At 69.6% G+C, this 25927-nt stretch carries 20 protein-coding genes, 2 tRNA genes and 1 pseudogene; 19 read left to right on the forward strand and 4 right to left on the reverse strand.

Annotation, left to right across the window (positions count from 1 at the left end):
- Positions 1–48 precede the first annotated feature (48 nt).
- Together CLM62_RS30070 and CLM62_RS30075 are read right to left on the reverse strand one after the other, a co-directional pair.
- On the reverse strand, positions 49–522 hold the full coding sequence (locus CLM62_RS30070; protein ID WP_095753050.1) for a carboxymuconolactone decarboxylase family protein: 474 nt from the start codon (positions 520–522) through the stop codon (positions 49–51).
- A gap of 218 nt (positions 523–740) precedes the next feature.
- Positions 741–3020 carry an LPXTG cell wall anchor domain-containing protein gene (locus CLM62_RS30075; protein ID WP_095753051.1) on the reverse strand — a complete coding sequence of 760 codons (2280 nt, stop codon included), beginning with the start codon at positions 3018–3020 and terminating at the stop codon, positions 741–743.
- Positions 3021–3275: 255 nt separating this feature from the next.
- Between CLM62_RS30075 and CLM62_RS30080 the strand changes: the two genes are divergently transcribed.
- The 15 genes and pseudogenes from CLM62_RS30080 to CLM62_RS30155 all read left to right on the forward strand — a co-directional run.
- Complete coding sequence (locus CLM62_RS30080; protein ID WP_257004178.1) at positions 3276–3821, forward strand: hypothetical protein; 546 nt, start codon at positions 3276–3278, stop codon at positions 3819–3821.
- Positions 3822–4277: 456 nt separating this feature from the next.
- The gene (locus CLM62_RS30085; RefSeq protein ID WP_095753052.1) at positions 4278–4604 is read left to right on the forward strand and encodes a hypothetical protein; all 327 of its coding nucleotides are present in this window, start codon (positions 4278–4280) and stop codon (positions 4602–4604) included.
- Between the two features lie 146 nt (positions 4605–4750).
- Positions 4751–5065, forward strand: a complete 315-nt coding sequence (locus CLM62_RS30090; protein ID WP_095753053.1) for a pore-forming ESAT-6 family protein — start codon at positions 4751–4753, stop codon at positions 5063–5065.
- A 118-nt stretch (positions 5066–5183) separates the two neighbouring features.
- The gene (locus CLM62_RS30095) at positions 5184–5576 is read left to right on the forward strand and encodes a DUF6507 family protein (RefSeq protein ID WP_095753054.1); all 393 of its coding nucleotides are present in this window, start codon (positions 5184–5186) and stop codon (positions 5574–5576) included.
- The gene (locus tag CLM62_RS30100) at positions 5573–8359 is read left to right on the forward strand and encodes an ADP-ribosyltransferase (RefSeq protein WP_095753055.1); all 2787 of its coding nucleotides are present in this window, start codon (positions 5573–5575) and stop codon (positions 8357–8359) included. The genes CLM62_RS30095 and CLM62_RS30100 overlap by 4 nt, the downstream gene beginning before the upstream one ends.
- A 43-nt stretch (positions 8360–8402) precedes the next feature.
- A complete protein-coding gene (locus tag CLM62_RS30105; RefSeq protein ID WP_257004179.1) occupies positions 8403–8804 on the forward strand; it encodes a hypothetical protein in 402 nt (133 codons plus the stop codon).
- Positions 8797–9594 carry a hypothetical protein gene (locus CLM62_RS52025; protein ID WP_257004180.1) on the forward strand — a complete coding sequence of 266 codons (798 nt, stop codon included), beginning with the start codon at positions 8797–8799 and terminating at the stop codon, positions 9592–9594. Before CLM62_RS30105 ends, CLM62_RS52025 begins: the two co-directional genes overlap by 8 nt.
- A 57-nt stretch (positions 9595–9651) precedes the next feature.
- Positions 9652–10845: a DUF6508 domain-containing protein gene (locus tag CLM62_RS30120; protein WP_095753057.1), complete on the forward strand. Its 1194-nt coding sequence runs from the start codon at positions 9652–9654 to the stop codon at positions 10843–10845.
- Between the two features lie 85 nt (positions 10846–10930).
- Positions 10931–11422, forward strand: a complete 492-nt coding sequence (locus CLM62_RS30125) for an HD domain-containing protein (RefSeq protein WP_095753058.1) — start codon at positions 10931–10933, stop codon at positions 11420–11422.
- Positions 11423–11505: 83 nt separating this feature from the next.
- A complete protein-coding gene (locus tag CLM62_RS30130; protein WP_095753059.1) occupies positions 11506–11784 on the forward strand; it encodes a hypothetical protein in 279 nt (92 codons plus the stop codon).
- 111 nt (positions 11785–11895) lie between these two features.
- Positions 11896–13233, forward strand: coding sequence for a type VII secretion integral membrane protein EccD (gene eccD, locus CLM62_RS30135; protein WP_095753060.1), 1338 nt, complete (start codon positions 11896–11898; stop codon positions 13231–13233).
- Between the two features lie 58 nt (positions 13234–13291).
- The gene (locus CLM62_RS52760) at positions 13292–14785 is read left to right on the forward strand and encodes a hypothetical protein (RefSeq protein WP_306457943.1); all 1494 of its coding nucleotides are present in this window, start codon (positions 13292–13294) and stop codon (positions 14783–14785) included.
- 88 nt (positions 14786–14873) lie between these two features.
- Complete coding sequence (gene eccCa / locus CLM62_RS30145) at positions 14874–18857, forward strand: type VII secretion protein EccCa (protein WP_095753061.1); 3984 nt, start codon at positions 14874–14876, stop codon at positions 18855–18857.
- The gene (locus CLM62_RS30150) at positions 18854–20284 is read left to right on the forward strand and encodes a DUF6177 family protein (protein ID WP_095753062.1); all 1431 of its coding nucleotides are present in this window, start codon (positions 18854–18856) and stop codon (positions 20282–20284) included. The genes eccCa and CLM62_RS30150 overlap by 4 nt, the downstream gene beginning before the upstream one ends.
- Positions 20285–20447: 163 nt before the next feature.
- Positions 20448–20753 (forward strand): annotated as a pseudogene (locus CLM62_RS30155) (hypothetical protein); the annotation flags it as partial.
- A gap of 117 nt (positions 20754–20870) precedes the next feature.
- On the opposite strand, the gene CLM62_RS30160 reads toward CLM62_RS30155, so the two are convergent.
- Positions 20871–22079: an acyltransferase family protein gene (locus CLM62_RS30160; RefSeq protein ID WP_095753063.1), complete on the reverse strand. Its 1209-nt coding sequence runs from the start codon at positions 22077–22079 to the stop codon at positions 20871–20873.
- Positions 22080–22556: 477 nt separating this feature from the next.
- Between CLM62_RS30160 and CLM62_RS30165 the strand changes: the two genes are divergently transcribed.
- Complete coding sequence (locus tag CLM62_RS30165; protein WP_095753064.1) at positions 22557–22751, forward strand: hypothetical protein; 195 nt, start codon at positions 22557–22559, stop codon at positions 22749–22751.
- Positions 22752–22896: 145 nt separating this feature from the next.
- Here CLM62_RS30165 and CLM62_RS30170 read toward each other — a convergent pair.
- Positions 22897–22970: transfer RNA gene (locus CLM62_RS30170), tRNA-Gly, on the reverse strand.
- Positions 22971–23134: 164 nt separating this feature from the next.
- Here CLM62_RS30170 and CLM62_RS30175 point away from each other — a divergent pair.
- The 3 genes from CLM62_RS30175 (at position 23135) to CLM62_RS30185 (ending at position 25919) form a co-directional block, all read left to right on the forward strand.
- Positions 23135–23211: transfer RNA gene (locus CLM62_RS30175), tRNA-Pro, on the forward strand.
- Positions 23212–23476: 265 nt separating this feature from the next.
- On the forward strand, positions 23477–24886 hold the full coding sequence (gene tig / locus CLM62_RS30180; RefSeq protein WP_095753065.1) for a trigger factor: 1410 nt from the start codon (positions 23477–23479) through the stop codon (positions 24884–24886).
- Between the two features lie 427 nt (positions 24887–25313).
- Entirely contained in the window at positions 25314–25919 is a 606-nt protein-coding gene (locus CLM62_RS30185) for an ATP-dependent Clp protease proteolytic subunit (RefSeq protein ID WP_095753095.1), read from the forward strand.
- Positions 25920–25927: the final 8 nt, after the last annotated feature.

The following is a 25927-nucleotide window of genomic DNA, read 5'->3' on the forward strand; positions in this document are numbered from 1 at the left end:
GGGGCCCCGGAGCCCGCAGCCCGACCCCGGGCCAGTTGCTGATGCCGTTCAGTGGAACTGCCCGGGCTCGTAGTTGCCGGCCGGCTGCTGGGTGATGATGTTCAGCCGGTTCACCGTGTTCATGAAGGAGACCAGAAGCACCAGGGCGGTGAGCTGCTCCTCGTCGTAGTGCTTGGCGGCGTACGCCCACACCGCGTCGCTGACCCCACCGGCCGCATCCGCGACCCGGGTCCCCTCCTCCGCCAGCTGAAGCGCGGCACGCTCGGCATCGGTGAAGACCGTGGCCTCCCGCCATGCCACGACCAGGTTCAGCCGCACCGAGGTCTCACCGGCAGCGGCGGCATCCTTGGTGTGCATGTCGATGCAGGCGGCGCAGCCGTTGATCTGACTCACGCGAAGCGCCACCAACTCCTGCGTGGCGGTCGGCAGGGGCGAGTCCTTGAGCGCCTTGCCCGCCGACATGAAGTACTTGAGGGCCTTGCCGGCGGTCGGGCTGGCGAAGTAGTTCAGTCGCGCGTCCATCGTGTGCTCCTCTGTGGTCGTCAGTGGCTACACCCCTGAGACGGGGTAGCCCGGCATCCTGTGACATGGGCGAATGTGACCTGCGTCTCCCCGTTGTCGCAGTTTCGCGGCCGTCCTCGCCCCGTCGGTGCGGATCGTGCCGACCCCGGGCATGCGAGAGGGGCCCTTCCCGAGGTCTCGGGAAGGGCCCCTCTGCTGTTCTGCCGGTGCTGCGCGGGTCAGCTCTCGGCGTTCGCCCGGCGGCGACGCCACCAGACGAGTGCGCCACCGGCCGCTACCGCGGCGGCGGCGATGCCTGCGATCAGGCCGACCGGGGTGTTGCTGCCGGTGTCGGCGAGGTCGCCGTCAGGGTCCTTCGGCCCAGGCGGAGTGGTGGCGGGGAGAGAGGGGCTGTTCGTCGGCCCCGGATCCGTCGGCGTCGGCGTCGGATCCGGCTTCCCCGTACCGGTCGGCGTCGGCGTCGGCGTCGGGGTCGGCGTGGGGGTGGGGGTGCCGCCCTCGGAGCGTCCGGCGCTGTTGCCGCCGAACATCAAGTAGCCCTCCTTGTGCGGGTCGTCCGCGATCGTGTCGACCGCGAAGCCGACCGTGCGGGGCTTGTACCGCTGCTCGGTGCGGAAGCGCAGCGTGTTCATGTTGCGCTTGGGCTGCTTGGAGAAGTCGACCCCGCCCACGGTGTAGACGTAGACGTCCTCGCCGTTGGACCACTCGTACTTGAAGGTGCCCTCGGTGAACGCCTTGTAGTAGCGGTCCCAGACCTGCTTGCCGGTCCACTCCTGGTGGGGGGCGCGCAGCGGCCAGCGCTTCACGTCGTCGCTGTTGATGATCTTGCGGTAGTCGGCGGGCATGTCGGCGGCGTTCTGCCGAACCCATTCGGCGGCGATGCGGGCGGTGTAGACGCGGCGCAGGTCGCCGTAGTAGTCGCCGTTGTTGACCTTCTCCTCGACCAGGGGGGTGATGTAGCGGTCGAGAACGCGGTCGGACTGCTGCTTCTCCGCCTCGGAGAGATCGCAGCCCTCCCCGCCGGGCGGCTGCGTGTTGGTCTCCTGCGGCACCGTCGACAGCTTCAGCGGGGTGTCGAGGATGTGAATGCCGCCGTCCTGCTCGCGCACGACGGCGGTCTCCGGCTCGATCCAGTAGCGGAAACCGGCCCAGCAGGGAAAACCGTTGCGCTTGGGCAGCGCGTTCATGAAGTTGCGGCCCGCGTCGGTTTCGGGGTCCATGGCCTTGAAGATGTCGTGCTTCAGCTCAAGGTCGGCTTCCAGGAGCACCCGGCCGGCGTCGGTCTTGCCGAGCTTGGCGTCGATGATGCGGTTCGGCTCGTCCGGATTCAGGTTGACCCAGAACGTGGACGGGTCGAGGGCGAGCCAGGTGAAGAACGCGTCGGAGATCAGGTTGCCCTTCTCCTGACCGCCCCACCCGGCCGCGTACTCATCCTCCACCGACTTGGCGGAGAACGCGTAGTCCAGGCCCTTACCGCTCTTGCCCTTGCCGATGTACCGCAGGTCGAGGCTGGTGAAGTCGATGCCCCCGAGGCCGCGGTTCATCAGCGAGCGCTGCCCGGTCTTGCCCAGGCGGTCAAGCTGCTCCTTGAGGGTCTGCGGGTTCGGCGGGGACTGCTTGATCACCTGGTTGCCGGAGCCGCGGGACCCGGTGGAGGTGCCGTTGCCGGGTGACATCGTCGTACTGTTCGCGCGGTACGGGCCGTTCTCGGTGCCCTTCGGCGGAACGCCGTTGTGGTGGGACTGGTAGTTGTAGGCGCGGACCCGGTCACGGCCGAGCGCATCCTTGCCCGCGGTGTCCTTCATCTCCTTCATGAAGTTCTTCGCGTCGCGCGTCTGGTTCTCGGCGAACACGTAGGTGTAGTTGTAGGAGCGCCATCCGCGGTTCTTGGCCCAGGCCCGGTCTGCGGGCTTCTCGCGGCCGTCGGGGCTGCCGTTGGACTTGACCTCGACGATGTCCCGGGTGCGCTTGTTGTAGGCGTCCAGGCGGCGCAGGTGACGTTCGCCGGTGTCGGGGTCGGTGAAGTAGAACTCCTTCTCACAGATCCAGTCCGGCCCCGTCAGACCCATCTCCCGCACGACCTTGGCCATGAACGCCTTGCCGCGCGCGTCGAAGCCCTGGTTCGGGATGTAGACCTTCGTCAGATAGTCACTGAAGTTCGTCCACCGCTTCTGCGCGTTGAACCGGGCGTAGATGCGGCGCGGGTCGCTGTGGTCGTACTTCTTGTAGTCGGTGCCCGCGGCGTTCAACTCGGCCTTGGTGGGGTTGAGGCCGTCGAACTGGAGACCGGGGTTGGTGTAGTCGTAGGTGTCCCACTGGTCCACCGCGCGGGAGGCGTCCCCCTGCGGCAGGCGGCCGGTGGGAACGTCCTTGACCCCGTACATCTCGTCACACCGCTTGCCGGGCTTCGGGCGCGGCGGCTTCGGCGCGGCCTCGGCGGTGTCGAGGGAGGGCAGGCCGGTGACGGCCATGACGGTGGCGCAGGCGATCGCGATCACGCCGCGTCTCAGCCCGCGCCACGGGCGTGTGAGTATGGATGGGTTCACGAGTGTGTGCGTTTCCCGGGAGCCCCACGGGTTCCGTCTTGTGTCCTGTGCGGCGCCGGGCCCCCGATGGTCGTATGGCGTCGCACAAGGCCCACCACACTAGGGCTCCACTTCGCTGCCGCAACGCGGTTTTGAGCGTGTGTCATGTGTCAACTCCGTGCAGATATGTGGTCGTTGTCGTCAGGTCGGGGGTTAGGCTTGGCTGCCGTGAGCGATGAAACCTGGGGTGAAGAAGACGAGCACGCGATCGCCGAGCGCATCGACAAGGCGCACGCCGACAACCCGCGCCTGACGGCGTGGCTGGCCGAGCAACAAGGCCGCTTCGAGGAGTGGGAGAGGCGGCACGGCGGTGGCTGGGACTTCTCCGAACGCTCCCTCGACCGGCTCGAAGCCCGCATCCGCGAACACTTCACCAGCGTGGATGACCTGCTTGCCGGCGAACACACACCCCTGGCACAGGTTGCCTGCTGGTACCTCGGCGAAGTCCACAACCGGCTCCGCGGCACCCAGTGGCGCATGGACCCCGACCCGGCCGACACCCACCCGTGGTCCGAGCGACCGTATGTGATCGTCCCGTTCGACAGGATCAACAACTACCGGGACGAAGAAGGCATCGACTACGACGCCCGCCCCCAACACGCCCCCCTGTCCAGCTTCATGAACCTCCTGCGCAGCCCCGTCGACCGCGCCGGGATGCTCGCCGGAGCGCCGTCGCTGCGCGCCGAGCTCGACGACTACGAGCCGAACGCCTGACGTGCTGCCGCGTACTCTCGCGGCCGGGCCGCCCTTGTCGTCCTCGCCGCCGACTTCCTCACCGGCCTCATCCTGTTCGGGCTGGCCCTCTTGAGCCGCATTCAGCTCATCGACTGGTGCGACGACGCTGTCTGAGGCTTGGCGAGCGGGCCCCCATGGGGTTGGAGCCTTTGGGCCGGCGTTGATGGGATCGAGGGGTGATTGGCAGATCTGTTCCACCCCCGCGAGGGAAAACCCCAGGTCATGTGGCTGTGCCGGTGGAACAGATCTGCCAATCACTGGGTGAGCGCCTGATTTGTTCTCGCCGCGAGTAACGGACTCCGGTCCGAGTTGTGGTGCTTCTGTGAGTGCCGGGGACCTTGATTGCACAGGCAACTGGCGAGTTGATAGAGATGATTGGGAATGGATGAGGTGGGCCGGGGTCGGCCGCCGTAGGAGCCCGACGGGGGAGGCATCGTGAAGTTCGACATGGGTGCGCAGACACTGTCCACGCTGCAGCGTGATTCGCGGGGGTCGAGCGACGACCTCGGCACGCTGATCCGGCAGTTGGTGCAGGCGGCGCAGCCGCTGGAGGGCAAGTTCAACGGTTCGGGTCGCGTGATGTTCGACCAGTTCAAGGCGCAGGCCGACAGGATCACTTCGGATCTGAACGGGTCGCTGTCGGCGATCCTCGGCGGTCAGTCGGGGATGGACTCCGCGTTCAGCTCGGGTGACCAGGAGCAGGGTGACAACGCGCGGCAGCAGATGGGCGCCGCCAACTTCGATGCGGCTCGGTTCCGCTGATCCGGTGATCCGCTGATCCGGTGATCCGCTGATCCGGTGATCCGCTGAGCCGGTGATCCGCTGAGTCGCGCTCGCCGGGGCCGAGTTGAGGTTCCGGTTTCGTCGGTTTTGTTCTGTCTGCTGGTTTTTTCGAGGAGTGGTGTGTGATGGCTGGTGCGGGTTCGGATCGTCGGTCGTACGACACGGGTGCGTCGGCGGATGCTCAGTCCAACATCCAGGTGGTGATCGGCCGTCTGGAAGAGGTGATCGGTAACCGTGACCGTCAGGTGAAGGCTGCGATGGCGGACTTCACGGCGGATGGCGTGGCGGATGAGTACCACGGCAAGGAACAGCGGTGGAACAACGCTTCGCAGGAAGTGAAGAACATCATCGGCCTGCTGAAGTCGACGCTGGAGAAGAACGACGGTACGGCGCAGTCGACGATTCAGCGAGCGAAGGCCGCGGTCGACAACATCGGCTGACGGTCGGTCCGGTTCGACGTCTGCCGTGATCATCCGTCCTGGGGCTGTGTGTTTGGTCGTTCTCCGGCTCTCCAGGGCTGTTTGTTTCGGTTTCGGAAGTTAGGTAACGGGGGTTTCGGTGCCCGGCTGGGATTTGAAGCCGCAGGGTATTTCGCATGTTCTGAAGACGACGGGTGAGACGGCGTCGAACATGGAGAAGTATGCGAAGGCGTTCGGGGAGCACTTGACCTCGGCGGCGACGAGCGCGGGCACGGTTTCCGCCGAGGGTGGCGGTGGCGGCGAGGGCGGCGAGAAGGCCGCGGGTGGTCTTGTGGCCCTTGCCTTGTCGCAGTATGCGGAGCGGGCGTCGAAGGATCTGCAGTTCGTGGCGGCTCGGGCGGGTAAGTCGTTGCAGGGTGCGGTGGATGCCACGACGGCGTATTTGAACGGCGATCAGGAGATGGCGGCGGAGGCTCAGCGCAATACGCTGTCGGCGCCGAAGCTTGATATGCCGGGGGTGGGCAAGAGGTGATCAAGCCGGAGCAGATTCCGCAGTACACCGGGAACTTGCCGCAGCTGGAGATCGACTACGCGGACCTGAAGAAGGACGCCGGTCATGTTCGCAAGACCGGCGAGGATGTGCATGCGCAGTTCCAGGGCCTGTCGGCGTATTACACGGCGCCGGAGGCGGAGCAGTTGTTCGCCACCACCAAGCCGGTCAAGGAGCGCGCGGACGACTTCGCCACCGATCTGGAGACCGTTTCCGGTGCGTTGTCGTCGTATGCCACCGAGATCCGGCCGCTCGTCGACAAGTTGAAAGAGCTCAAGGCCAAGGCCGTGACGTTCGTCGATTCCGTGAAGGATGACGACGAGTGGGAGTACGACGGCGACAAGGTCGACGAGCACAATCAGATCCGGGATGACATCACCGCGACGGTGGCGGCGTTCTGGGCTGCGGAGCGGACCTGCCACAACAAGATCACCGCTCTGTGGGGCGGGACGCAGATGGTGGCGGGGGATGGTTCGGAGCGTAAGGACCAGTACGGGTTCAACGCCGAGGACATGAAGAACGCGAAGCTTCCCTGGGGTGACCCGGTGGAGGAGAAGCACAAGTGGTACGAGGTCGGCCACTGGGTGAAGTCGTTCGTCTGGGACGGCCTGATCGTCGACGGCATCTGGGGCACCATCAAGGGTCTCGGCATGCTGGTGGGCTTCGGTGGCTGGGACGCGATGGGTCAGGCCTGGAAGGGCCTGGCGCAGTTGGCCACCGGTCTGACCCTGAGCATGATGCCGGGCGCGCAGGTGGCGTTCTGGGCTCTGCCGGACGACAAACTCCCTGCCTGGATCCGTGATTCGCGTACGGCGATGAAGGAGACGGGCAAGGCGCTGGTGGCGTGGGATCAGTGGGGCAAGAACCCCGCGCGTGCTGCCGGCGCGGTCACCTTCAACGTGGTGACGACCGTGTTCACCGGTGGTGCGGGTGCCGGTGTGGCGGGCGCGGGCAAGGCGGGCGCGGTGGCGAAGGCCTTGTCCGTGGCGGGCAAGGCGGGTCACATCATCGACCCGATGACCTACGTTGCCAAGGGCGCGGGCGCCGGTCTGTCGAAGATCGGCGACATCGCCAAGGGGCTCAAGGGCGTCGGCAACATCGACATCCCCACCCTCCCCGACGGCGCCGTCAGCCTGCCCGACGGTCGCCTGATGGACCCGAACGGCAACCTCGTCGCGCCCAACGGCACCATTGATACGACGCCGGTTCCCCACGATGCCGGCCCGACGGTCCCGCACGGAGCCGGGACCACGCCGACGCTGCCGGCCCACTGGACTGTCCAGGGTGCCCCCACTCCGTCGTATGCGGCGGCACACGCGGGCACCGACGGGGCCGCGCACTCGGTCGACAACGCCGGGCACTACAACGCGCCCAACCCCGGGCACTACAGCACCCCGACGCCGGCTGCCGCCGCGAGTCACACGCCGGGCGGTGCCTTCGACTCGACGCCGTCGCCGGGCTCGTACGACCACGCGCCGTCGCAGAGTTCGTACGGGCAGGCACCGTCGGGGTCCCCGTACGATCACGCGCCGTCGCCGTCCGCGTACGATCAGACCCCGGGTGTGAACCCGTACGCTCAGACTCCGTCGGGGGCACCGTACGGCCACGCGCCGTCGCCGTCCGCGTACGATCACGCACCGTCGCCGTCCTCGTACGATCAGACTCCAGCCGCTGCCCCGCACGACGCTCCGGCGCCGACGCCGCACACCGGTGGTTCGAATGTTCCCGGGGGTGCTGCCCATCCTGGGGGCGCGACCCCGTGGTATCACCAGACCCCGGCGGCCAGCGCCGCGCACGACGTCCCGACCACTGCGCCGCACCCCGGCGGTCACGACGTTCCCGGCACCGGCGGCCATACCCCGGATGCCCCGCACGGACCGGGGCACGGCGCTCCGGGCGTCGGTCATGCCGACGACGCCTCGCACGGGGCCGGACACGGTGACGACGGTGTCGGTCATCACGCGGACGATGCCGGGCACGCCGGTGACCACGCGGGCGTCGGGGACGCCGCCGCGCACCACGGCTCCGATGCTCCGGTTGCTCCGGGCCATCAGGGCGCGGATGTGCCGGGCAGTGGGGCCGGGGAGCCGTTCGAGTACCAGCCGCACATGTCGGCGGACGACTTCGACAACCTGGCCACCGACGCGGAGAAGCACGCGGTGGCCACGGCTGAACTGGCACGCGGCACGAACCCCGCGCCCAGCGTCAGCAACGAAGCGGGGCTGGCGTACGGCAACGCGTACTGGAACGACTTCCTGGACGACTTGTCCCCCGAGTCGCGGGAGGCGCTGAGGACGTACAGCGGCAACGAGTACGACCTGATCAACAGCCACTTGCGCTTCGGCGACGACCTGGACCCCTCGCTCATGCACACCATCGACGAGATGGACAAGGTCATGGACACCCGCCCTGTGCCCGAGGACGTCATGGTCGTGCGCGGCACCGGGGTTGACCACATCAGGATCGACGGCCAGCCGCTGAAGTCACCGCTGGATATGGAGGGCGGTGTGTTCGACGACAAGGCGTACACCTCCACGGCACTCGGCAAGACACCGCCGCCCCCCTTCGACTCCAAGCCCGTGTGGATGCACTTGCGGGTGGCGAAGGACACCCCCGCCCTCTGGATCGACCACCTCTCCAAGCACCCCGGAGAACGCGAGCTGCTCCTCGCCAAGGGCTCCGAGTACAAGGTGACGCGCGTCTTCCAGGACACGATGGGCAAGTGGCACGTATACGGGGAGATTCTGCCGAGGCCGAAGCCCTAGCCTTTCGTTGCAGATCATCCCAAGCCAGAGGAATGTGGACGCCATGAGCGATGAACGACCGATCAACCCGCGCTTCAACGATGACGTGCACTTCAACCTCGTGTCGGGTCCGCCGCGATACCGAAACTACACCGACAAGCCGGTGGGTTACTTCACGGTGGTCGACAAGCAAGATGGCGCGGTCCTCGGTTATGTATGGGCCAGCGACGAGGGCGACGCCGCCGCGTGGGAAGCGCGGCAGGCTGGCGGCCCCCGTGCAGCGAACGAAGGCGGCTTCTGGATCCGTCGCCTGCGCGATGCCAAGCAGCGGGGCCTTCTGCCGTCCCAGGCCCTCGCCGAGCTTTACGGCAACCCGGAGACTGCCGGCAAGGGTCTCCCCCTCCCAGGCTCCCTCGCCGACGCCCCGAACGCCGCAGCGGTCGAGGCCCTCGCCAAAGGTGACTAGCGAACGGCCGGTCAACCCGCGCTTCGCCGAGGACATGTGGTTCAGGGAGAAGCCGGGCGGGCCGCCGCGCTACCGAGACTGGACCGACAAGCCGGTGCAGTACTTCACGGTGGTCGACAAGGAGGGCGGTGGGGTCCTCGGGTACGTGTGGGCCGGTGACGAGGATGAGGCCGTTGCATATGAACCCCGGCAAGCCGCCGGATCCCGGGGCGTGAACGAGGGCATCTCCTGGATCAGTCGGTTCCGTGAGGCCAAGGCACGGGGCATCCGACCGTCCCAGGCCCTCGCCGAGTTCTTGGCCGACCCGGAGCCGGGTGGCAGGGGACGCCCCCTGCCGGGCTCCCTTGCCGACGCTCCGAACACTGCCGCGGTCGAGGACCTCGCCACGGGGGGCAGCGAACGGCCGGTCAACCGGCGCTTCGACGACGACATGTTTCTCCGCCAGGTGTCGCCGGGCCCGCCGCGTTACCAGACTCGGAGCGACAAGCCGGTGCGGTACTTCACGGTGGTCGACAAGGAGGGCGGTGGGGTCCTCGGGTATGTGTGGGCCGGTGACGAGGACGACGCCGCCGCGTGGGTACCACGCAAGGCGGCCGGGGGCCGGGCCCTCGCCGAGGGTGGTCACTGGCACGTGCGGCTGGAGGAGGCCAAGGGGCGGGGCATCCTGCCGTCCCAGGCCCTCGCGGAGATGCTGTCCAATCCGGAGGGCAATCGCGGCCGGGCCCTGCCGGACTCCCTCACCGACGCCCCGAACGCCGGTGTGGTCAAGGCTCTCGCCCAGGACGATTAGCGAACCGCTGATCACCCGAGTACCCGTGGAGGAACCGGCCCCCGAGGCCTGAACAGCATGTCCAGTCCCCTGCACTACATCACCGTCACCGCCCCCGACGGCGAAGTCATCGGATACGCCTGGGGCGATGCCACCGACGTCGAGTGGATCAACCGGAAGGCGAGCAGCAGCAGCGCCTACGACGCGGGGATGGAGTGGTACGGCAGGGTCCGCGAGGCCCACGAACGCGGCCTTACGCCCCTCGGCGTCCTCAACCTCCTCAGCCGCGAACCCGGCGTCGGGCCTGTCACCGAGGCCCCCGATGCCGCAGCGATCGAGGAACTCGCCGGCACCGTCACCCCGGCCGACGACCGGCGCCTGCTCGCCCAACTCGACCGTGACAACGCGGAGGCATGGCAGGAACTCGCCGACGCCTTCGACGCGCTCACGGACGAGGACCGCGACGTGAAGTGGGGCGGGGGGCAGAAGTCGCCGAGCGGCGCCATCCACGTGCCGTTCCCCCTCTACAGCCAGCCGCTGCGCCGGGCTGTCAGCGCCCTGGTCGGCGTCGGCGCCGTAACCCCCGAGCACCGGTGGGTGGACGGTCCGCTGCTCCAAGTGCCGCCGGACGGACGGCTGCGGCCCGCCGACGCCGTACGCGCCGCGACCACAGTCGTGCGCGGGGAGAAATTCTCCGACGGGACGATCGACAAGGCCCTGAAGAGCGGCCTCCTGGACGCCATAGCCAACTCGCTCCGCGCCTGGTACGCCGGTCCTGACGCCGACCAGCCCGCGCCCGACGCCGACCCTCCCGCCGAGCAGCCCTCCACCGCTCCCACCCCCCAGCCGAGGGCCCTCCAGGACACCCCCGACCCCACCCCCTCCATGTGCAAGTTCTGTGGAGGTTCCCCCGCCGCCGACGTCACCTTCCGAGCCCATCGAGGGCTGATCATCTTCTTCGGGTTCAAGAAGATGGACGGCCCCATGTGCATGACCTGCGGACTGGCCGTGTACCGCGTCCTGACCACCCACACGCTCTGCGTGGGCTGGTGGAGCCCGTTCTCCCTCTTCGTCTTCGCGCCGTTGACGCTGGTACGGAACCTCCTCGCCGTGCGCAAGGTGAAGAAGCTCCCGGCCCCCGGGCCGGGCACGCTCGGCCCGCGCTACGACCCCGGCGTCCCCATCCACCGGCGGCCCCGCGCCTACGTCGCGCTCATCCCGGTGCTGTGGGTGCTTTTCATGATCGTGACGGGGTTGTCGGGAGGCGTGTGATGAAGAGGAGAGGCTGTCGCAACCCGGCTGTACGGGTGGCGCGTCCATGACTTATGTTGCGGAAGCGAAGTCAGGGGGATTCCGCATGCCGCAGGACATGCCGCAGAACCAGCCACAGGACCAGCCACAGGAGATGAGTCCGGCCGAGGTCGAGGCCGTCGCCCGTGCCGCGCACGCCGGGCAGACCGACAAGGCCGGACGGCCGTACGCCGAGCATCTGTCGGCCGTCGCCGAGGGCGTGCGCGCCCGGGGCGGGGGAGACGAGCTCATCGCCGCCGCGTGGCTGCACGACGCCGTGGAGGACGGGGTGCTCAGCGAGGAGTGGCTGGAAACGGCCGCGCTGCCGCAGCGCACCAAGGACGTCGTGCGGGCCATGACCAAGCGGCCGGGCGAGGAGCAGGAGGCGTACGCGCGCCGGATCCTGGCCACCCCCGGCGCCCGGCTGGTCAAGGCGGCCGATCTCGCGCACAACGCCGACCCCGACCGCCTGGCCGTACTCGACGAGCACACCGCCCGACGGCTGAAGCAGAAATACGCCGCCATGCGGCAGCATCTCGGCCTCGCCTCGGGCGATTGACCCCCACGGTCCCCGACGGACCCGGACGGCCCCCGACGGACCCGACCGATCCCAACTGACCCCACACGCACAGGACGACTTGAATGGCACGGGACTACGACAGCCAGCTGCTGGAGTCGGTGGCGGTGCGCCGGCGCCGGATGCGCGACGCGCTGCTGTTCGGCGCGCAGCGCGGTCGGCGGACGGCGGACGAGCGGTTCGGCAAGATGTTCGCGGGCATCGCGATCGCGGCCGTACTGTGCGCCGGATGCATCGGCTGGTCCTTCCTCCAGTCCACCTTGGACAAGCAGAAGGCCGAGGAGGAGAAGCAGCAACAGCAGCAGGAACAGCTGTACAACCCGACGGCGAGTCCTTCCCAGTGAACACGGAGAAGCGGTGAACACGGTGTGCATGGTCGGCGTGATCACGTCAGCGCACGCCCGTGGCCGAAATGACGCGATGATAGGTTCCGGTGAGTGGTGAGCACCCCAACGATGTCTCGGACCCAGCTGAGCCGGGTCACCCTGATCGGCGAGCGGCGACGCGCCGACCTCGTGCTGCCGTCGGACACTCCGATCGGCCAACTGCTCCCCGACATACTGCGGTTGCTGGACGACCGGGCCGCCACCCGGCCGACCACCCGCCAGCTGATCACGTCCGACGGCTCGGCGCTGCCGCATGACGCCACGCTGTCGTCGTCGGAGGTCCCCGACGGAGCTGTGTTGCGCCTCGTGCGTGCACATGCCGCTCCGCCTGCGCCCGTCGTGCACGACGTCACCGACCAGGTCGCCGACGACCTCGACCTGCGGAGCTGGCGCTGGCGTCCGGCCGCGCGCCGGGTCAGCGCCGGTGTGGCCACCGTCGTGTTCGCCGTGGCCGCGGCCGTACTGGCCCGGCAGGAGTTCGCGCTGGAGTCCGTCACCACCGGACTCGCCGCCGTCACCGTTCTGTTCATGATCGCCGGTGCGCTCATGGCGAAGATTGGCGAGGGCAACCAGGGCCTGGCCACCGCGCTGCTGCTCGCCTCCGGCGTGCTCGGCCTGCTCACCGCCTGGACCGCCGCCGACGCCTACGACTGGGGCGGGACGGCCCGGTTGGCCGGAATCGCCGCCGCGCTGGTGCTCACCCTCGTGCTGCTCGCCTACTGCTCGCCGCTCGGCCGCGGCGGACTCATCGGGGCCGGGGCGATCGTCGGCGTGGCCCTCGTGTGGGAGGTCGTCGCCGCCGTACAGGACCGGGCGGACCGGATCGGCGCCGTGATGGCCGTGGTCTCCGTCATCCTGCTCGGGCTGCTGCCCCGGTTCGCGCTGATGGCCTCGGGGCTCACCGCGCTCGACGACAAGCGGTCCACGGGCACGTCGGTGAGCCGGCATCAGGTCGCCAACGCCCTCGCCGCCACCCACCGCGGACTCGCCCTGGCCACCGTGGTCACCGCCGCGTCGGCCGCCGCCGGCGGCTGGCTGCTGACCACCGCGAAGGAACCGACCGCCTGGACGGTGACCCTCGCCTCGCTCACCGCCGTCGTACTGCTGTCCCGGGCGCGGGCCTTCCCGCTGGTCGCCGAGGTCGTGGCGCTGTTCGGGGCGGCCGCGCTGCTCGTCGTACGCCTCGCGGTGCTGTGGCTGGACCACACCGGGGGCGCCGGAGCCCTCGTCCTGCTGGGCGCCGCGGCACTGCTGCCGCTGCTGGTCCTCGGGATCGAGCCGCCGGAACACGTCCGGGTGCGGCTGCGGCGGTTCGCCGATCTGATCGAGTCCCTCGGCGTGATCGGGCTGTTCCCGCTCGCCATCGGGGTGTTCGGCATCTACGGGCAGCTGCTCAACAAGTTCTGAGGCTTCGAAGACCAGACGCCGACGTGCTGTCGCTCCCACGGGACGACGAGACGGGGGCGTGGCAGGAGAGAAGGGCGACATGCCGAGCGGGGACAACTGGCAGAACGACGTGCTGCGCGACCTGAGGGGCGGCACGCCCCAACAGCGTGCCGCGCAACAGGGCGGCCGGCCACCACAGGTGCCCCAGCAGGGGGAACAGCAGGCGCCCCAACCGCAGCCACCGCAGCAGGGGGCGCAGGGTCAAGCGCAGGGCCAGGCACCTGCGTACGGCTACCCGCAGCAGAATCAGCAGCCGATGCCCTCCGACCCGCAGTACCAGCAGCAGGCACACGGCGACCAGGCCGCGGCCCAGCAGCAGGCGTACGGCGGCCAGTACCCCGCCCACCCGCAGCAGCCCCAACAGCAGCCCCAGCAGCCCCACCCCGCCCAGGGCCAGCCGCCGTACCCCGACCAGGCCTACGCACAACAGGCCTACGCACAACAGCCCTACGCCCAGCCGCAGGCCACCCCCGCCCAGCCGCAGCAGCCCTACGCCGGCCAACCCCACCCCCAGCCCCAACAGACCCCCGGCCCCCAGCCCCAGCAGTACGCCGAGCGGACCCCCGCCCCGCGCGCCCGGTCGTCCCGCGCCACCCGCGAGACCCGCCCCGTGGTCGACAAGAAGCTCGTCTCCTCCGCCCGGGCTCCCCGGCGCGGGGAGCCGTTCACCGCCCGAGCCCTGCGCGCCGTACGCCGTACCGTGTCCTCCTCGGCCGCGCGTGAGGTCGCCGAGACCACCGCGACCGCCGAGATACTGCAGCAGCCGGTCACCACGGGCCGGCAGATCGCGGTGACCTCCATCCGTGGCGGCTCGGGCAAGACGACGGTCGCCGCCCTGCTCGGCACCACCTACGCCCACTACCGCCAGGACCCGGTCCTCGTCGTCGAGGCCGATCCGGCGCTCGGCTCGCTGCCGGTGCGGCTCGGCGCGGAGAGCACGCGCTGGACCACCGGCGACCTCGCCGAGGTCGTCGAACCGCAGATGACGCTGCTCGACGTCACCGGCTATCTCGTCCAACTGCCCGACAACGCCTGGCTGTTGCCCGGCAGCCAGGGCCAGGTCGGCGCCATGCTCGACACCAAGGGCTACGAGCGGATCATGGTGTCGTCGCGCCGCTACTTCGGCGTGACCGTCGTCGACTGCGAGACGCTGCCCGCCGAGGTCGCCCGTACCGCGCTGTCCGCCGCCCAGGCCCGCATCCTCACCGTGCCCGCGACGATCGAGGGCATCGCCAGCACGCACGCGGTCCTGGAGTGGATGCGCGGTCTGCCCCGGGACATCACCACCACGACCGTCGTCGTGCTCACCGAGACCGTGCCGCACACCGGCATCGACCTCGACAAGGCCGCCGAGCAGCTGAGGGAGACCGGCGCGAGCGTGCGGATCCTGCCCTACGACCGCCATCTGGCGGCCGGCGGCATCATCCGCACCGACCTGCTCGCGCGGGACACCCGGGAGGCCGCGACCCGCCTGGCCGCGGAGGCCTTCCAGCTCTCCCAGAAGCGCCGCTGAACCCTCCCGAGCACGAAGGGATCTCGAAGGATCTCGAAGGGATCTCGAAGCATCTCGAAGGACCTCGAGGACAAAGGCTAGAAGGACGATGAGCACCCGACTGATCCACCGGCCGGCCCGGACGACCCGGCCCCCGGCCTCTCCCGAGCCGCGCACCATCGAGGCGCCACCCAACCTGCCCGACGGCAAGACGGGCTCCATAGCGACCTCGCTGCTGCCCGTCGCCGGTGTCATGTCGTCCGTCGTGATGATGACGGTCGTACGCAACAGCCAGTTCGCGGGGCTGGGCGCGATCATCCTCGTCGTCACCATCATCGGCTCGCTCGTCATGGTCTTCTCCCAGCGCGGCAAGGCCCAGCGCACCCGCCGCACCCAGCGCGAGGCCTACCTCGCCTACCTGGAGGACCTGCGGGAGGAGCTGTCGAACGAGGAGAAGGAGCGGCGCGAGAGCACCCAGGTGCTCAACCCGCCGCCGGACGCGCTGTACGACATCGTGCGCGACCCCGCCCGGCTGTGGGAGCGGCGCCGGCTCGACGCCGACTTCCTGCGGGTCCGCGTCGGCACCGGCGAGATGCCGGTGCGCGACCTGAAGGTGGCCCCGCCCGGATCCTCCGTGCTCACCCCGCCCGACGAGTTCATGCTGAACGAGGCCTCCGCGCTGGTGTCCCGCTTCAGCAGCGGCACCGAACTCCCGCTCACCGTCCCGCTCGACCGGGTCGGCAACATCACCGTCATCGGCGAACGTGAGGACACCCTCCGGGTCGCCCGCGCGCTGATCGCGCAGGCGGCCGCCACCCACGCGCCCGACGACGTGGCCATGGCGCTCGCCGCGCCCGGCGACCGGATCGCCGACTGGGAATGGGCGAAGTGGCTGCCGCACCTGCTCGACACCGAGCAGTTCGACGGCCCCGTCGCCGCCCGCCGGATCGCGCCCTCACTGCCCCAACTGGCCCGGCAGATCGGCCCCGAGCTGCGCCGCCGCGCCTCCTACGCCGCCGAGGTGCGCCGCGGTCTGTCCGGCAAGGATGCCCTCGCCATGACCTCCCGGCTGCTCGTCGTCGCCGACGCACATGGCGACGACGCCGTCGACCTGCCGCGCCCCGACGACGCGGTCGGCCTGCGCGACATGGGCGTCACCGTCCTGCACCTGCTCGACCAGCGGGTCCAGGAGCCCGGCAGCGTCGGCGTGCGCATCACCGTCGACGGCGAGCGCGTCGTCATCGAGGACATGCGCATGCCGGAGCCGATCAGCGCCCATGGCACCGTCGACGAGATCGGCATCCCCTTCGCCGAGGGCTTCGCCCGGATGCTCGCCCCGCTCAGGCTGTCCGCCGAGTCGATGGTCGACGCGCCGCTCACCGGCCCGGTCGACTTCGCCGAACTGCTCGGCATCGACGACGTGGCCGGCCTCGACCTGAACCGGCTGTGGGCGCCGCGCGGCGAACGGGCCTTCCTGCGCGTGCCGATCGGCGTCAGCGACTCCAAGGAGCCCGTGCTCCTCGACCTGAAGGAGTCCTCCGAACTGGGCATGGGCCCGCACGGCCTGTGCGTCGGCGCCACCGGCTCCGGCAAGTCCGAGCTGCTGCGCACCCTCGTCCTCGCCCTGGTCGCCACGCACCCACCGGAGGACCTGGCCATGGTCCTCGTCGACTACAAGGGCGGCGCCACCTTCGCCCCCTTCGCGGACCTTCCGCACGTCGCCGGCGTCATCACCAACCTGGAGAACCAGGCCGGCCTCGTCGAGCGCGTCCACGCCTCCCTCGCCGGCGAGGTCAAGCGCCGCCAGCAGGTCCTCAAGGACGCGGGCAACGTAGCCGACATCGGCCACTACGCCGCGCTGCGCGCCGAGCGGCGCCCCGACCTGGAGCCGCTGCCGCACCTCTTCGTGGTGATCGACGAGTTCGGCGAACTGCTCACCGCCAAGCCGGACTTCATCGACCTGTTCCTGTCCATCGGCCGCATCGGCCGCTCCATCGGCGTCCACCTGCTGCTGTCCAGCCAGCGCATCGAGGGCGGCAAGCTCAAGGGCCTGGACACCTACCTGTCGTACCGGCTGGGTCTGCGCACCTTCTCGCCCGACGAGTCCCGTACGGTCCTGGACACCACGGACGCCTTCCACCTGCCCCCGCTGCCCGGCTTCGGCTACCTCAAGGTCGACACCAGCCACTACGAGCGGTTCAAGGCCAGCTACGTCTCCGGCGCCTACCGCGGCCCCGTGCAGCGCGACACCGAGGACACCGGGCCGCTGGCCCTGGAGTACGAGGCCTACAACACCCTGGGCCAGGACGAGAGTTCGGGCGCCGAGGAGCCGCAGATGCGGCGCCGGGAGACCGGGCCCACCGAGATGGGCGTGATCATCGACCAGCTCCAGAGGGCCGGCGCCCACTCGGTGCGCCAGATCTGGCTGCCCCCGCTGCCCGCCGGGGTCCCCCTCGACAGGGTCGCCGGTCCCGTGGAGATCGGCCCGCGCGGCATGCAGCTCGCCAAGCGGCGGGGCCCGCTCCAGGTGCCGCTCGGCCTCCTCGACGACCCGACCAAGCAGTGGCAGGGCCAGTGGTACCTGGACCTCACGCTCGCCGGCGGCCACGCCGCCATCATCGGCGGCCCGCAGTCCGGCAAGACCACCCTGCTGCGCTCCCTGGCCCTCTCCCTGGCCCTGACCCACACCCCGCAGGAGGTCGGCGTCTACGGCCTCGACCTCGTCGGTGGCGGCCTGCAGGCCCTCTCCGGTCTGCCGCACGTCGGCGGGGTCGCCGGCCGCGCCGACCGCGAGCGCGCCGCCCGCACCATCGACTCCGTACGCGCCATGCTCGACCAGAGGGAGGAGCTTTTCCGCATCCACACCATCGACTCCCTGGAACAACTGCGTACTCTGCGCGCCGCGGGCCGCGTGCCCGAGCTGGCCTCCACCGAGATCGTGCTGCTCATCGACGGATTCGGCGCCCTGCGCGACGACTTCGAGGACCTCGACGACTCGGTCGTCGACATCCTCAAGCGCGGCAGCGGCTACGGCATCCACGTCGTCGCCGGCATGCTCCGCTGGAACGACGTGCGCATCGCCACCCAGTCCCAGTTCGGCACCCGCGTCGAGCTGCGCCTGAACGATCCGAGCGAGTCCAGCATCGACCGCAAGCTGGCCGAGACCCTCTCGCCCGAGGAGAAGGGCCGCATCCTCACCGACGGCAAGCTCTTCGCGCAGGTCGCCCTGCCCCGCACCGACGGCCTCGCCGACACCAGCGACCTCGGCGCGGTCCTGGAGCACACCGCCCGCTCGATCCGCGCCACCTGGACCGGCGAGGTCGCCCAGCCGGTCCGTGTACTGCCGCACGTCCTGGAGGCACAGCAACTGCCCGGCCCGGCGTCCGAGCCGCGCCGGGTGCCGATCGGCCTGGACCAGACGCAGCTGGCCCCCGTCCTGATCGACCTGTTCGAACACGACCAGCACCTGCTGATCATGGGCGACAGCGAGTGCGGCAAGACCAACCTGCTCAAGGTCGTCGCCCAGGGCCTGATCGAGCGCTACGGCGACAACGAACTGGTCTTCGGGGTCTTCGACCCGCGCCGCGGCCTGCGCGGCGTCATCCCGGAGGAGTACCGGGGCGGCTACGCCTACAACGCCAAGCTGTGCGCCGGCCTCGCCGCCGGCATCGCCACCGAACTGGAGAAGCGGCTGCCCGACGAGAGCGCGGGCGGCGAGGACCTGGAGCCGGGCAGCTTCTCCGGCCCGCGGATCGTGATCCTCGTCGACGACTACGACGTCCTCACCACCGCCGGCCAGCAGCCGCTCGCGCCCTTCGTGCCGTACATCCCCTCGGCCGTCGACATCGGCCTGCACTTCGTCCTGACCCGCCGGGTCGCGGGCGCCTCCCGCGGCCTGTACGAGCCGCTGATGCAGGGGCTGCGCGAGTCCGGCGCCTCGGCGCTGGTGATGGCGGGTGACCGGAGCGAAGGTCAGCTCTTCCCCGGCGTGTACGCGAGCCAGCAGCCGCCCGGCCGTGGGGTGTTGGTCCGCAGGGGCCAACCGAACCGGCTGATCCAGACCGTCTACACGGGGACACAGGTGAATCCATGACGAAGGACGTCATCGCCCTCACGAAGCAGATGCCCGACCCGTTGAGCGTGCTCGCGGGTCTGCTCTCCGGCGGCCCCGACAGGATGGTGGGCGTCGAGGGAGAGGGCGCGGTGGTGCAGCTCTGCGACGAGCAGGGCCGCCCGCTCGTCTCCGTGGAGGCGCCGCTGCTCGTGCAGGTCCGGGGCGAGGCCGAGCGGCTGCTCGGGGCGCGTGAGCCCGAGGTGCCGTACTGGTGGACCGAGGCCCGCGCCACCACCGGCGTCAAGGAGGCCGAGGAACTCGCCGGGACCTTCGCCGCGCGCATCGGCACGCTGGTCGGCGGGACCGCCTGGCCGCCCGGGGCCGCGTGGTCGCTGGCCGTGGTCAAGACGGACGGGATGAGCGTGGCGCCGGTACCGGCCGCCGCCCAGCCGGCCGTGGACGTGCTCACCGACAAGGTCGCCGTCATCATCCAGGACCGCCCGGTGGTCGCGATGACCGCCTGGCTCTCGGACGCGTTCCGCGCCGCCGCGAACGCCGGCCTCGGCCTGCAGATCGTCACCCCCGCGGGCACCCGCCTCTCCCCGGCGGTCCGCAACAGCCTGCCCGGCTGGCCCTCGCGCTGGGTGGTGCAGGACGAACGGGACGGCTACTACGACGGCCTGTCCGGAGCGGTCCTGCAGTGGAGCAACGGCCTCTTCGTGACCGTCGAGTCGCCGGAGGCCACCCCTGAGGACCCGCGCACGCCGGTCGCCGCCTCCTTCGGCGAGGGCTTCGCCGAAAAGGGCGACACGGGCGAACGCCAGCTGGCGATCTCCTTCCGCACCATCCACCCGGCCGACGAACGGCTCGTCCTCGGCGGCGCCCTGGAAGCCGTATGGCAGGAGATCACCGGTGAGCCGCCGGCCGGCTGGGGCACCGAGGAACCCGCCAACCTCCCCTGGTCCTTGCGGCAGTTGACCGACGTGGCGTACGAGCGGGCGCCCGAGCCGACCTGGCTGGTGGCCGTCGGCAGCCCGGAGCGCCCGGGCCTCGCGACCGTCCGCATCACCCGCACCAAGGGCGGCGTGGAGGAGGACGTGACGCTGGCCTTCGGCTACGGCCCGGGCGAGCAGATGCCGACGGACGCCGTCATCGCCGCGGCGGAGGCCCTCGCCACGCAGCACGACCTGCAGTCCATGCTGGTCCAGATCCGCCGCGCCCGCCGGGACCTGTCCGTGCCGCCGCGCTTCGAAGGCCCCGGCGTGCCGTACGCGTTCGTCCTGGGCTCCGAGGAGGTCCGCGAGATGCCAGGTGACCGGGCCCGGAACACTCCGCTCGCCGAGGCTCCGCGGGAACTGGGCCCGAAGACCCGCCCGGCGCTGTACTACCCCCTTCCTGGCGACCCGTCGGACCTGTCGGGCTGGCAGGACTTCGAGCGTCTGATGAGGCATCTGAAGGGCAGTTGAGCCTGACGGATTCCGGCGCCGACAGGGGGAAAGCCGCACAACCGGGTGGGGTTTTCCCCAGATCTTCTGGGCGGCCGTCCTCATGGTCCGCCCCCACCTCCGGTCAGCTCTCCGGCGGCCAGCAGCTGGGGGTCCCCCCAGGCCCTTAAGGCACTGGGGGAGTGTCGTGATCGCCCGTGCTCTGGTCACCCGCCCCGACGTCGTCTTCGCGGACGAGCCGACGGGCGCCCTGGACACGACCACGGCCGCCGAGATCCTCGCCCTGCTCCGACAGGCCGTGGGCACGCAGGGCGCCACCGTCGATGGGGGTGCCCCCGCGCGAGGTTGTTCGAGCGTGGGGGAGGTCACCCACGACCCGACGGCCGCCGCCTGGGCGGACCGCGTCCTGTTCGTGGCCGACGGCCGGATCGTTACATATCCCCGCTGGTCCACGGCGCTTTCGCCGGCACGATCGTCGTCCTGGCCCTGACGGCCGCCACCCTCCCGGCCCGCGCGGCCCTGCGCGGCGACAGGCTGGAGGAATGACAGCGCCCCCGCCCGGTCAGGCCGGTGCGGGGGCGGTCGATCGGTCGATCGGTCGCGACGGCTAGGCGTTGACCTTCTCGCGTACAGGGGTCTGCTCGCGCTTCTCGCGCCCGCGGGCCAGGTCGGCCGCGTCCCGCTTGAAGGCCCACTCCATCTTCGGCTCCATCGCGAACCGGAAGAGCCGCCGCACCGGAGAGGTGCACAGCAGGGTGACGGCGACGGCCGCGAGGACGCTGACGAAGATCTCGCCGAGCGGGCGGTGCAGCCAGGCGTGGTCGAACCAGCCCCAGTAGTCGCCGCCCTTCACCAGGAAGCCGTGCAGCAGGTAGCCGTAGAGCGTGCCCGCGCCGAGCGCCGTGAACCACATCGTCCGGCCCGGCACCCAGGCGAAGAAGCAGGCGGTCAGCAGCAGCGAACAGCCGAACAGGGCGAGCACCATGACCGGTCCGGTCCACCACGGCGTGCCCAACTCCTGCGCGGCGTCACGGTGGTAGAACCACGCCGTGTTCATGCGCGGCACCGCCCACCAGCCGACGGCCAGCGCGGCCGCGAACCCCGGCACCGCCAGGATCCGCACCGAACGGCGGCGCACCAGCCGGAAGTGCTCCGGCTTCATGCACAGGCCGAGCACGAAGAACGGCAGGAACTGCAGCACCCGCTGGAGGTCCAGGTCGTCGCCGATGTTCGGCGTGACGGACGCCAGCATGGCGATGGACAGCGCCAGCGGCAGCGGCCACCGCACCAGCTTCCAGATCGGGGTGGTCAGCCGCCAGATGAACAGCGCGACCAGGAACCAGGTCAGGTACCAGGGATCCAGCAGGCTGATGTCCTGCTCCGGCGCGTCGTCGGCGAAGCGCTTGAACAGCGGGTAGGCGGTCTCGAAGAGGATGTACGGCACGGCGACGCCGGTGATCAGGCGCTGCAGCCGGTCGGCACGCATGTCGAAACTGCGCGAGAAGAAGCCGGAGATGATGATGAACGCCGGCATGTGGAACGCGTACACCACCATGTACACGCCCTCGAGGATCCGGCTGTCGCTCTTGATCGGCTCCCAGGAGTGGGCGACCGCCACCAGCACGATCGCCAGGTACTTGGCGTTGTCGAAGAACGCGTCGCGCTGTTTGCCGGACGGCTTGGCGGGCTGTTGCTTCTGCTGATTCTGCTGTTTCTCCGGCGAGCGCGGACTCGGCACTCCGTCCGCCGGCGACTGTGCCGGGGGGAGTGGCGCGCGGTTCTGGCCATGCGGTCGCAGCGAGGCGGCGTGGAACATCTGAGGCACCCTAGCCTCGGCTGTGGGTATTCGTAAAACCCTCCACGTCATTCCTGGTTAATCGCTTCGACTACCCGTGTTTTCCCGGGAGTTGATATCACTGTCCTCGACACATACGTGTCCTTCTTGTCGCGATTCATCCCGACTAAATGGTGCATAAGGCCAGTCATCGGTGTGTCTGTGACCGCAATTCGAATTGGCTGCGAACACGGTGTGTGGACACGGAAACGATCCGGCCGAATTCCCTGCGTATCTCCGGTGCTTCCCTATGCGGGTGCCCTGTCGAATTGCTGTGCGGGTGCTGTAGTGAAGGCCCCGCGCGCGCGGGTGCGCGCGCAGACTCGGGTCCGGCTCTGGCCAACGTTGGGTCACGCGCCGCATATGCGGGCCCTGTTGGTGGCACGATGGTTCTGGCGGGGGTGCGCGGGGTTGCATCCCCGGGCCGGGAGAGCGGACCGACCGAGGGTGTGATCAGTTGTGGCCATTTCGCTGTCAGTGGTGCTGCTGTTGGGGATCGTCTTGGTGGTGTTGATCAGAGGAGGCTCCATCAAGGGCGGCCCCGCCGTGGTCGCCGTGCTCTTCGGCTTCTTCCTCGCCTCGACCGGCATGGCCGACGACATACAACGGTTCCTGAACTCCCTGGCGGAGACCATCAACTCGATCCAGTTCTAGGCGCGCGCCCATGGTCCGCCGCCCCAGAACCCCGTACGTCACGTACGTCACGTACGTCTTGTACGCCACGGACAGCCTGGAAGGTCACCGCGACGTCACAAAGGCCCCCGGCCTGATCCCTGAAGGACCGGGCCGGAGGCCTGGTTGGAGCGGGCGACGGGAATCGAACCCGCGTAGCTAGTTTGGAAGACTAGGGCTCTACCATTGAGCTACGCCCGCAGAGCACGCGCCGCAGGTCGGGTGACCGCGGCACTGGAGGCATCGTAGCGGGTCGTGCCCCTTCGCCGCACACCCGTTTCCGCCCGAGCCGCCGCCCGCACGCGCGCTCGTGAAATGCGGCGGCCCCACTGCCTGCGGGCATGTACCCTACGTGTCGCACCAGACGGGGTGTGGCGCAGCTTGGTAGCGCGTCCGCTTTGGGAGCGGAAGGCCGTGGGTTCAAATCCCGCCACCCCGACCACCGACCGGTCGGCGACCGATCGCTGACCGACCAGTGACCGGTCGCCGACCGGTCGGCGACCGGCCATCACCGGCCGTTACCGGCCACCCGCGCGGTCACCTCGGGCGATCGCGTCCTGTGATCGCCTTTGGGGCGTGTCGCCGCTGCCGTTACTATGCAAGCTGCACGCCCGTGTGTCTCTCGTGTGAAGTCTCCGGGCGGCGAATCCGCCGGACCATTCTGGCTCCGGCAGAACCCAAGAAGTCAGCCACAAGGAGACCGAACCGTGAAGAGCGCCGTGGAGACCCTGAACCCGACTCGGGTTCGGCTCACTGTCGAGGTGCCCTTCGAGGAGCTCAAGGACAGCCTCGACGCGGCGTACAAGAAGATCAACCAGCAGGTCACGGTGAAGGGCTTCCGCAAGGGCAAGATCCCGGCCCGGATCATCGACCAGCGGTTCGGCCGCGGTGCGGTTCTGGAGGAGGCGGTCAACGACGCGCTTCCGAAGTTCTACACCGAAGCGGTCAACGAGGCCGAGATCGACGTCCTGGGCCAGCCCGAGGTCGACATCACCGAGCTGAAGGACGGCGAGACGCTGAACTTCACCGCCGAGGTCGACGTCCGCCCGGCCCTCGAGATCCCGGACTACTCCGGCATCGAGGTCGAGGTCGACGCGGTCGAGGTCACCGAGGAGGACATCGAGAAGTCGGTCGAGCAGCTCCGTGAGCGCTTCGCCTCCACCAATCCGGTCGAGCGCGCCGCCGAGGACGGCGACGTCGTGACGATCGACCTGGAGGCCAAGGTCGGCGGCGAGGTCCTGGAGGACGGCGTCGCCAGCGGCGTCTCCTACACGATCGGCTCCGGCGAGCTGCTGGAAGGCATCGACGACGCCGTGAAGGGCCTGGAGGCGGGTGGCGAGGCCACCTTCACCTCCGAGCTCAAGGGCGGCTCGGCGGCCGGCCAGGAGGCCGAGGTCACCGTCAAGGTCACCCAGGTCGCCGCGCGCGAACTGCCCGAGCTGGACGACGACTTCGCGCAGCTCGCCTCCGAGTTCGACACCCTCGAGGAGCTCCGGGCGGACAGCCGCAAGCGCCTGGAGAACATGAAGCAGTACGACCAGGCCACGCAGGCCCAGGAGCGCGTCCTGGAGAAGCTGCTCGAGCTGGTCGAGGTCCCGGTCCCCGAGAAGCTGCTCGAGGACGAGATCAACACCCGCAAGCACAACCTCGAGCACCACCAGCTCGGCCAGATGGGCCTCGACCTCGAGAAGTACCTGGAGATCCAGGGCAAGACCGTCGAGGAGTTCGAGAACGAGACCCGCGAGGCCGCGGTCAAGGGCATCAAGACCCAGTTCGTGCTCGACGAGCTCGTCAAGCAGGAGAAGCTCAACGTCAACCAGGAGGAGCTCACCGAGCACCTCATGCGGCGCGCGGCCTCCTCCGGCATGTCCCCCGACCAGTTCGCCCAGGCGGTCGTCGAGGGCGGCCAGGTCCCGCTCCTGGTCGGCGAGGTCGCCCGCGGCAAGGCCCTGGCCGTCGTGGTCGAGAAGGCCACGGTCAAGGACACCAACGGCGAGATCATCGACCTGGACGACGAGGACGAGACGGAGACGGCCGCGGAGATCGCCGCGGAGGCGACGGAGGCGGACGCCACCGACGCCGAGGCCGACGAGAAGCCCGAGAAGACCGAGGGCTGACGCCCACGGCGCCTTGTATGCCGTACAGAGGGCCCTGGGGGAGCATCACGCCCCAGGGCCCTCCTGGCATACGGCGGGGATCCCTCAGGCCGCCGTCCTTGGGGCGCGGGGCTGTATCGATGTGCGGCTCCGCCGCGTGGGCGCGACCAGCCCCCACGGGCCTGCGGCCGCCCACCTCCGAGGGGCCCACGGCGACACGCGTCGGGACCCGGGGCGAAGCCCCGCGACGGCGCCACCAACGCCGGGATCCAAGCAACCTGCGCTGACAGCGAACACCCCCCGCTGCGGGATTCCCCGAAGGGACCCGCGCGTTAGGGTCCATGAATACGAGGGCAGTGGAGTCCCCGAACGGCTCCAGCCCCGCAGGGAAACGTAAGACGGCCCGGACGCCGTCGTAAGACGAGCAGGTGGATACGTGACGAATCTGATGCCCTCCGCCGCCGGCGAGCCTTCCATCGGTGGTGGCCTCGGCGACCAGGTCTACAACCGGCTGCTCAACGAGCGGATCATCTTCCTCGGCCAGCCGGTCGACGACGACATTGCCAACAAGATCACCGCGCAGCTGCTGCTCCTTGCCGCCGATCCGGACAAGGACATCTTCCTGTACATCAACAGCCCCGGCGGCTCGATCACGGCCGGCATGGCGATCTACGACACCATGCAGTACATCAAGAACGACGTGGTGACCATCGCCATGGGCCTCGCCGCCTCGATGGGACAGTTCCTGCTCAGCGCGGGCACGCCGGGCAAGCGCTTCGCGCTGCCGAACGCCGAGATCCTGATCCACCAGCCCTCCGCGGGCCTGGCCGGCTCGGCCTCCGACATCAAGATCCACGCCGAGCGGCTGCTGCACACGAAGAAGCGCATGGCCGAGCTCACGGCCCAGCACACGGGTCAGACCATCGAGCAGATCACCCGTGACTCGGACCGCGACCGCTGGTTCGACGCCCTCGAGGCCAAGGACTACGGCCTCATCGACGACGTCGTGCCCACGGCCGCCGGCATGCCGGGCGGCGGCGGCACCGGGGCCTGAGGCCCCCG

It is taken from the genome of Streptomyces sp. SA15 (assembly GCF_002291145.1).
Lineage (GTDB): Bacteria > Actinomycetota > Actinomycetes > Streptomycetales > Streptomycetaceae > Streptomyces.